Here is a 6,224-nt window from a genome sequence, read left to right as displayed (position 1 = left end):
GAGTTGGAGGAGCCGGCCGACCCCGCGCCGTACGACCCCAGCCCCTTCGCCCGCGAACGCCACGTCTGGCTGGGCCTGCACGCGGCGGCGACGCGCAGCCTGGCCCAGGGTTCGATGATCGTGTTCAGCTAGCGGCGCGTGGGGTCCTCGGTGGCGGCCATGTCCTGCGTGCCGATGACGCCGAGCAGTTCGAGCTGGGCGGCGCCCTCGGTGCCGGGCGGGGCCGTGAACCACAGGAGCCGCTGACGGCCGTCCTCGCTGAACAGGCTGTGGCAGTCCAACTCGATGACGCCCAGCGCGGGGTGAACGATGCGCTTGTGATCGGTACGGCGCAGACCGACCTCGTGGGTGTCCCACAGGGCGGCGAACTCCGCGCTGCGCCGCCGCCGCAGCGGGGGGGGTTCGCGTACCGGTGGTTCACCGATCCGGCCGCCCGGGCGGATAGACCGCCCGGGCGGCCGGATCGGTGAACCACCGGTACGCGAACCCCGTGGCGGGCCCCCGCGGTTCCGGCGCCCGCCCGAGCAGTGCGGCGGCCAGTTCATTCTGTACGAGGGTCTCGTGCAGGTCGGTGATGACCTGGGCCGGGGTCGTGGCCAGCCGGTCCAGCAGCCCGAGCAGCGCGGGCTGTACGTGGCGCGCGCCCGCACCCCGCGCCGACTCGGGCAGCGGCCGGTCGGCGAGGTGGAACAAGTGGTCGCGCTGATCACCGCCCAGCCGCAGCGCCCGGGCGAGGGCGGCCAGCGTCTGCGCCGAGGGCTGGGCGCCGCGCCCCCGCTCCAACTCGGAGTAGTAGTCGGCCGACAGCCCCGCCAGCTGCGCGACCTCCTCGCGCCGCAGCCAGCCCCACATCGGCCGGCCGGACCCGATCACGCCGGGACCTGAGGAACGCCGCGAGTTCGGGAAGGTTCACCCACGCATCGTCTCCTCTCCGGCGGGGTGGAGCCAGGGGCCGCCGACCCCAGGGTGATCTCAGCCCTGGCCGGGCGGACGCCGGGGACGGACAGTTGCCCCACACCACAACCGCACCGACAGCGCGACGAAAGAGAGCACCATGCCCTTCGCGAACTTCAAGGTCCCCGCCGGCGCCCTCACCGCGGAGCAGAAGGAGCAGATCATCACGCGCACCACGGACCTGTACGCCGAGATCTTCGGCGACGGTGCCCGCGCCACCACGCTCGTCCTGGTCGAGGAGGTCGCCGACGCGGGCTGGGGCATCGGCGGCGGCGTCCTGACCCTCGCCAAGATCCAGGGGACCCCGCGGGAGTGAGGACCTAGCGGATCTTGCCCAGACCCGTCTGGACGTCCTCCGCGTTCATCACCGGGGTCCAGGTCAGCTCGGCACCCAGGTTGAGGAAGAACGGCTCGCTGATCGACGGAATGTCGGAGGCGTCCTTCAGGTCGAAGAACAGAAACGCGGTGCGCTTGCCACCGTCGGCGGTGAAGTAGGCGGCCTCGGGCTTGATCTGCTCCAGGGACTCCTCCATCAACTTCCCGAGAGTCCCGTTCCGGATGGCCTCGTTCCCCTTCTCCGTGTCCATGGACGCTTTCAGCATCATGCGCATCGCAGTCACCTTCTTCTGGTCGGCGTTGCGCGGGCGGACGAATGGATACCTTCAGGATATGCCCGAACAAAGGGGGCGTCCCGGTGGGGAGGCCCCCTTCCCGTTCACCGCTGGTGGCCGACGGTCGGCCGGGACAGGTGACCTACAGGTCCTGGAGGAACCACAGGGACAGCGTCAGCACCACGACCCCGCGCAGCGCGACCGACGTCAGGATCACGCCCCGGAGTCTTCCGGCCGTGCGCAGCCACAGACCCCACGTCACCAGGAGCGACAGCGTGACCGTGAGGATCAGGGTCACGGGGGCCGGGTCGGCGTACAGGGCGTCGTGGTGGACCCACACCAGGTAGGTCCACCACGCGGCGGACGTCGCGGTGAGGAGCGACTCGGCCCAGAGGCCGACGAGTTCTTCCCGGTGCGGCTTCAGCACAGGCTCGTCCCCCCGGCGATCAGCATCAGCGTCCCGGCTGCGGCGTCGAAGAACAGCCGTAGCACCACGGCCGTCCAACTCCCGCATCGCAGCCAGATGTTGCCCTGGTAGAGCAGCACCCAGGTCACCGGCAGCGAAGCCCACAGCGCGTAGGCGACGTGCCGGTGGAGGTCCTGGGTCGCGAAGTCGCACATGCCGTTCGACCCGTCGCCGTAGAGGCCCACGGAGACGAACACGGCGAGCGCTCCCTCCAGGAACAGGAGCGCCGCCAAGGAAGAACGTCTTCGATATGACATGGACGGAACATAGTGAATGTCCGGTGTAAGGAAGCCGTGACGTTGATCATTCACAGCAACTCACAGGAACCCGCCGGCTAGAAGACCGCCGTACCCGCCTGCGTCAGCTTCCAGTTGACCGCCGCGAACGTCGTCGGGTCGATGGAGCCCTTGGCCGTGGCGTAGGCGATCATCAGGTCGCGGACCTGGTTGGTGGAGCTGTACGCCGTCTCCGCGGCGGCGATGTGCGGGTAGCCGCTGCCGCCGTTGGCGCGGTAGTTGTTGACGGCGACGACGAAGACCTGGTCGTCGGCGACCGCCGTGCCGTTGTAGGTCAGGTTCTTGATGCGGGAGCCCTCGGCCGCCGCGATGTCGATGTCGTACGAGACGCCCGCCGCCGTGTCGTACATGTAGTCCCAGAAGCTGTTGGCGTTGGTGAGGGTCGCGGTGTCCACCGTCGTGCCGGCCGGCACCTGGTGGTAGTACTTCGCCGCGAACTCCAGGTAGTCCTTGAGCTGGGCGCCGGTGAGCTTCTTGCCGTAGAGGGTGTTCTCGTAGATGTAGAGACCCGCCACGTCACGGATCGTCACGTCGCCCGCCGGGATGGTGGCCGTACGGCTGAAGCAGGCCGCCACCGAGATCAGCGGGAGCGCGGCGTCCGCCGTCGACAGGCCGGACTTCACCGCGTCCATCTGGACCTGGTGGATGAAGTCGATCGCGGGGACGTCTTTCCAGCAGGCCTCGGCCGTCGACATGGCCGCCGTACACGTGCCGATCGCGGTGTTGACGTACTTGACCACCAACTCGTGGTCGGCGGTGAGGAGTTCGGTGATCCGCTTGTCCTCGGCGACCGTGTTGCTGTTGACCGTGGTCGCCGTCTTGCCGGTGATCTTCCAGCAGCCGCGCTCCAGTTCCAGCTCGAAGTCGAAGACGGACAGGCGGTAGCCGTAGCAGTACGGCTCGGACAGGAGGACGTCCTCGCCGGTCTCCTCGTTCTTCACCGTGTAGGTGGGGACGTCGACGTGGGTGTGGCCGACCAGGATCGCGTCGATGCCGGGGACCTGCTGGGCGACCAGGTTCGACGCGTTCTCCACGTACGGGAGTTCGTCGCCCCACGAGGTCGAGCCGTCCAGGCCCGAGTGGTCGGTGAGGAAGACGACGTCGCAGCCCAGCGCGCGCAGCCGGGGCACGTACTTCTTCGCCTGCTCGACGAGACCGGTGAAGGTCATCTTCCCGGAGACGTTGTCCTTGTCCCACAGCGCGATGCCCGGGTTGGTGAGGCCGAGGATGCCGACCTTGATGTCGGGCGCCCCGGGCACCTTGATGCACTTGACCGTGTAGGGCTCGAAGGCGGGCTTCAGCGTCTTCGCGTCCAGGGCGTTGGCGCCGAGCAGCGGGAAGTGGCACTGCTTCTCGAAGGTGCGGACGACCTCGATGCCGTAGTTGAACTCGTGGTTGCCGAGGGCGGCGGCGTCGTAGCGCATCTCGTTCATGGCGATCGCCATGGGGTGCTTGGGGCCGCGCTTGCCGTTCTTGCCGGTGATCGGGTCGACGCTCGCGTAGTACGACGCGAGGGACGTGCCCTGGATGATGTCGCCCGCGTCGACGAGGAGCACCCGGCCCTCGCCCTTCTCCTTGCGGATGTTCTTCACCAGGGTGGCGATACGGGCGATGCCGTACGTGTTGCCCTTGGAGTCCACCGGGGCCGCGTTGGTGTAGTAGTCCCAGTTGAAGACGTGGCTGTGCAGGTCGGTCGTGCCCAGGATGGAGAACGACCAGGTCTTCTTCGGCTTCGGCTTCGGCGCGGGCTGGTGCCGGTCGGCGGCCTCGGCCGGGGTCGCCGGCCCACCGTCCCCGCTACGGCCACGACCGCGCCGGTGACGGCGGACTTCTGCACGAACTCACGGCGGTTCATGGGATTGACGGGCATTCAGGACTCCTGGAAGGGCGCAGAGAGCGGGTGTGACATACGGGGCGCGGCGGGCTACCCGCGTAGATGCTGGCCTCCACCTGTTACCGGCGTAACCACGGACAGCCCAAGGGCCGGTCAAGGTTTCCCAAGACCGGCCCAAGTACCTCGATCGGGCCCAGCTCAAGCCCGGCTCCATCGCCCTTGCTAGATGAACGAGTTGATCTCGATCGTCTCCGTGCGGCCGGGGCCGACACCGATCGCGGAGATCGGCGCGCCCGACATCTCCTCCAGAGCCTTCACGTACGCCTGCGCGTTCTTCGGGAGGTCCGCGAAGGTCTTGGCCTTCGTGATGTCCTCGCTCCAGCCGGGCAGGTTCTCGTAGATCGGCTTCGCGTGGTGGAAGTCGGTCTGCGAGTACGGGAGTTCCTCGACGCGCTTGCCGTCGATCTCGTAGGCCACGCAGACCGGGATCTCTTCCCAGCCGGTGAGGACGTCGAGCTTGGTGAGGAAGAAGTCGGTCAGGCCGTTCACGCGGGTCGCGTAGCGGGCGATGACCGCGTCGAACCAGCCGCAGCGCCGGTCGCGGCCGGTGGTGACGCCCCGCTCGCCGCCGATCCGGCGCAGCGCGTCGCCGTCCGCGTCGAACAGCTCGGTCGGGAACGGGCCCGAGCCGACCCGGGTCGTGTAGGCCTTGAGGATGCCGATGACCCGGCTGATCTTCGTCGGGCCGACGCCCGCGCCGGTGCAGGCGCCACCGGCGGTCGGGTTCGACGACGTCACGAAGGGATACGTGCCGTGGTCGATGTCGAGCAGCGTGCCCTGGCCGCCCTCGAAGAGGACGACCTTGTCCTGGTCCAGCGCCTGGTTGAGGACGAGGACCGTGTCGGCGACGTAGGGCTTGAGGCGGTCCGCGTAGGACAGCAGCTCCTCGACGACCTGCTCGACGGCGATCGCGCGGCGGTTGTAGAGCTTGGTGAGCATCTGGTTCTTGATGTCGAGGGAGGCCTCGACCTTCTGCGTCAGGATCGACTCGTCGTAGAGGTCCTGGACCCGGATGCCGACGCGGTTGATCTTGTCCGCGTAGGTCGGGCCGATGCCGCGGCCGGTCGTCCCGATCTTCCGCTTCCCGAGGAAGCGCTCGGTCACCTTGTCCACCGTCACGTTGTACGGCGTGATGATGTGAGCGTTGCCGCTGATCAGGAGCTTGGACGTGTCGACGCCGCGCTCGTTCAGCCCGTTCAGCTCGGAGAACAGGACCGACGGGTCGACGACGACACCGTTGCCGATGACCGGAGTGCACTCCGGTGTGAGGATCCCGGAAGGGAGCAGGTGAAGGGCGTACTTCTGATCGCCCACGACTACCGTGTGGCCGGCGTTGTTGCCGCCCTGGTAGCGCACCACATAGTCGACGGACCCACCTAGCAGGTCCGTCGCCTTTCCCTTGCCTTCGTCACCCCACTGAGCACCGAGCAGCACAAGTGCGGGCACGCGCGTACACCCCTTCCGGGCGGGGCATGTCCAAGGTCAGAGACGTACGCCGCACAGCGTGTGCCTCGTACGTCAGCGACCCTCGTCGGTCGCGACCCGTCGGACCGGATGCCCCGGAATAGACGAAGCCCCTGGCGCAATAGCGCAAGGGGCTCTTGCACAAAGATGCTACCCGAGGAAGCGAGGCATGGCCGAGGTGGCGACTTTCGCGACTTCCGATCAGCTGCTGGTCGTCATCGATCCGGTCGCCCGGCGCGCCGACGCGGAGTCCGTCCGCATCGCGAAAGACGTGCTCAGCGCGGGTGCGGCGACCAAGGTGTGCATGCCGGAGGGGCCCGAGGAATTCGCCCGGGTGCTCGCCCGGCGGGGTTCGCGCCGGCCGGTGCTGGTGGGCGACGACCGGGCGCTGATGCGGGCGGTGTCCCTGTTGCACCGGCAGCGGGAGCTGGCCGGATGTGTGCTGTCGATGGTGCCGGTGGGGGGTGCGCTGTCCCTGGCGGGGGCGCTGGGGGTGCCCACGGGGGCGGTGGCGGCCGCGCGCGCGGTGCTCGACGGGG

General features: G+C 68.4%; 5 protein-coding genes and 3 pseudogenes. 2 read left to right on the top strand and 6 right to left on the bottom strand.

What is annotated here, in order from left to right; all coding sequences use genetic code 11:
• Nucleotides 1-128: 128 nt before the first annotated feature.
• Nucleotides 129-783 (bottom strand): annotated as a pseudogene (locus JHN63_RS49335) (hypothetical protein); the annotation flags it as partial.
• Between the two features lie 271 nt (nt 784-1,054).
• Between JHN63_RS49335 and JHN63_RS49330 the strand changes: the two are divergent.
• On the top strand, nt 1,055-1,270 hold the full coding sequence (locus tag JHN63_RS49330) for a 4-oxalocrotonate tautomerase family protein (RefSeq protein WP_200691668.1): 216 nt from the start codon (nt 1,055-1,057) through the stop codon (nt 1,268-1,270).
• A gap of 4 nt (nt 1,271-1,274) precedes the next feature.
• Here JHN63_RS49330 and JHN63_RS49325 read toward each other — a convergent pair whose 3' ends face one another.
• From JHN63_RS49325 to JHN63_RS49305, 5 genes and pseudogenes are all read right to left on the bottom strand, one after another.
• On the bottom strand, nt 1,275-1,565 hold the full coding sequence (locus JHN63_RS49325) for a hypothetical protein (RefSeq protein ID WP_200691667.1): 291 nt from the start codon (nt 1,563-1,565) through the stop codon (nt 1,275-1,277).
• 142 nt (nt 1,566-1,707) lie between these two features.
• The gene (locus JHN63_RS49320; protein ID WP_200691666.1) at nt 1,708-1,992 is read right to left on the bottom strand and encodes a hypothetical protein; all 285 of its coding nucleotides are present in this window, start codon (nt 1,990-1,992) and stop codon (nt 1,708-1,710) included.
• Complete coding sequence (locus tag JHN63_RS49315; RefSeq protein ID WP_200691665.1) at nt 1,986-2,288, bottom strand: hypothetical protein; 303 nt, start codon at nt 2,286-2,288, stop codon at nt 1,986-1,988. The genes JHN63_RS49320 and JHN63_RS49315 overlap by 7 nt, the downstream gene beginning before the upstream one ends.
• 77 nt (nt 2,289-2,365) lie before the next feature.
• Nucleotides 2,366-4,197 (bottom strand): annotated as a pseudogene (locus JHN63_RS49310) (bifunctional UDP-sugar hydrolase/5'-nucleotidase).
• 186 nt (nt 4,198-4,383) lie between these two features.
• The gene (locus JHN63_RS49305; RefSeq protein ID WP_200691664.1) at nt 4,384-5,667 is read right to left on the bottom strand and encodes an adenylosuccinate synthase; all 1,284 of its coding nucleotides are present in this window, start codon (nt 5,665-5,667) and stop codon (nt 4,384-4,386) included.
• A 187-nt stretch (nt 5,668-5,854) separates the two neighbouring features.
• On the opposite strand from JHN63_RS49305, the pseudogene JHN63_RS49300 reads away from it, so the two are divergent.
• Nucleotides 5,855-6,224: pseudogene (locus JHN63_RS49300) on the top strand (diacylglycerol kinase); the annotation flags it as partial.

The organism is Streptomyces sp. MBT65, from assembly GCF_016612545.1.
Taxonomy (GTDB): domain Bacteria; phylum Actinomycetota; class Actinomycetes; order Streptomycetales; family Streptomycetaceae; genus Streptomyces.
This window is presented reverse-complemented; position numbering and strand designations above follow the sequence as displayed.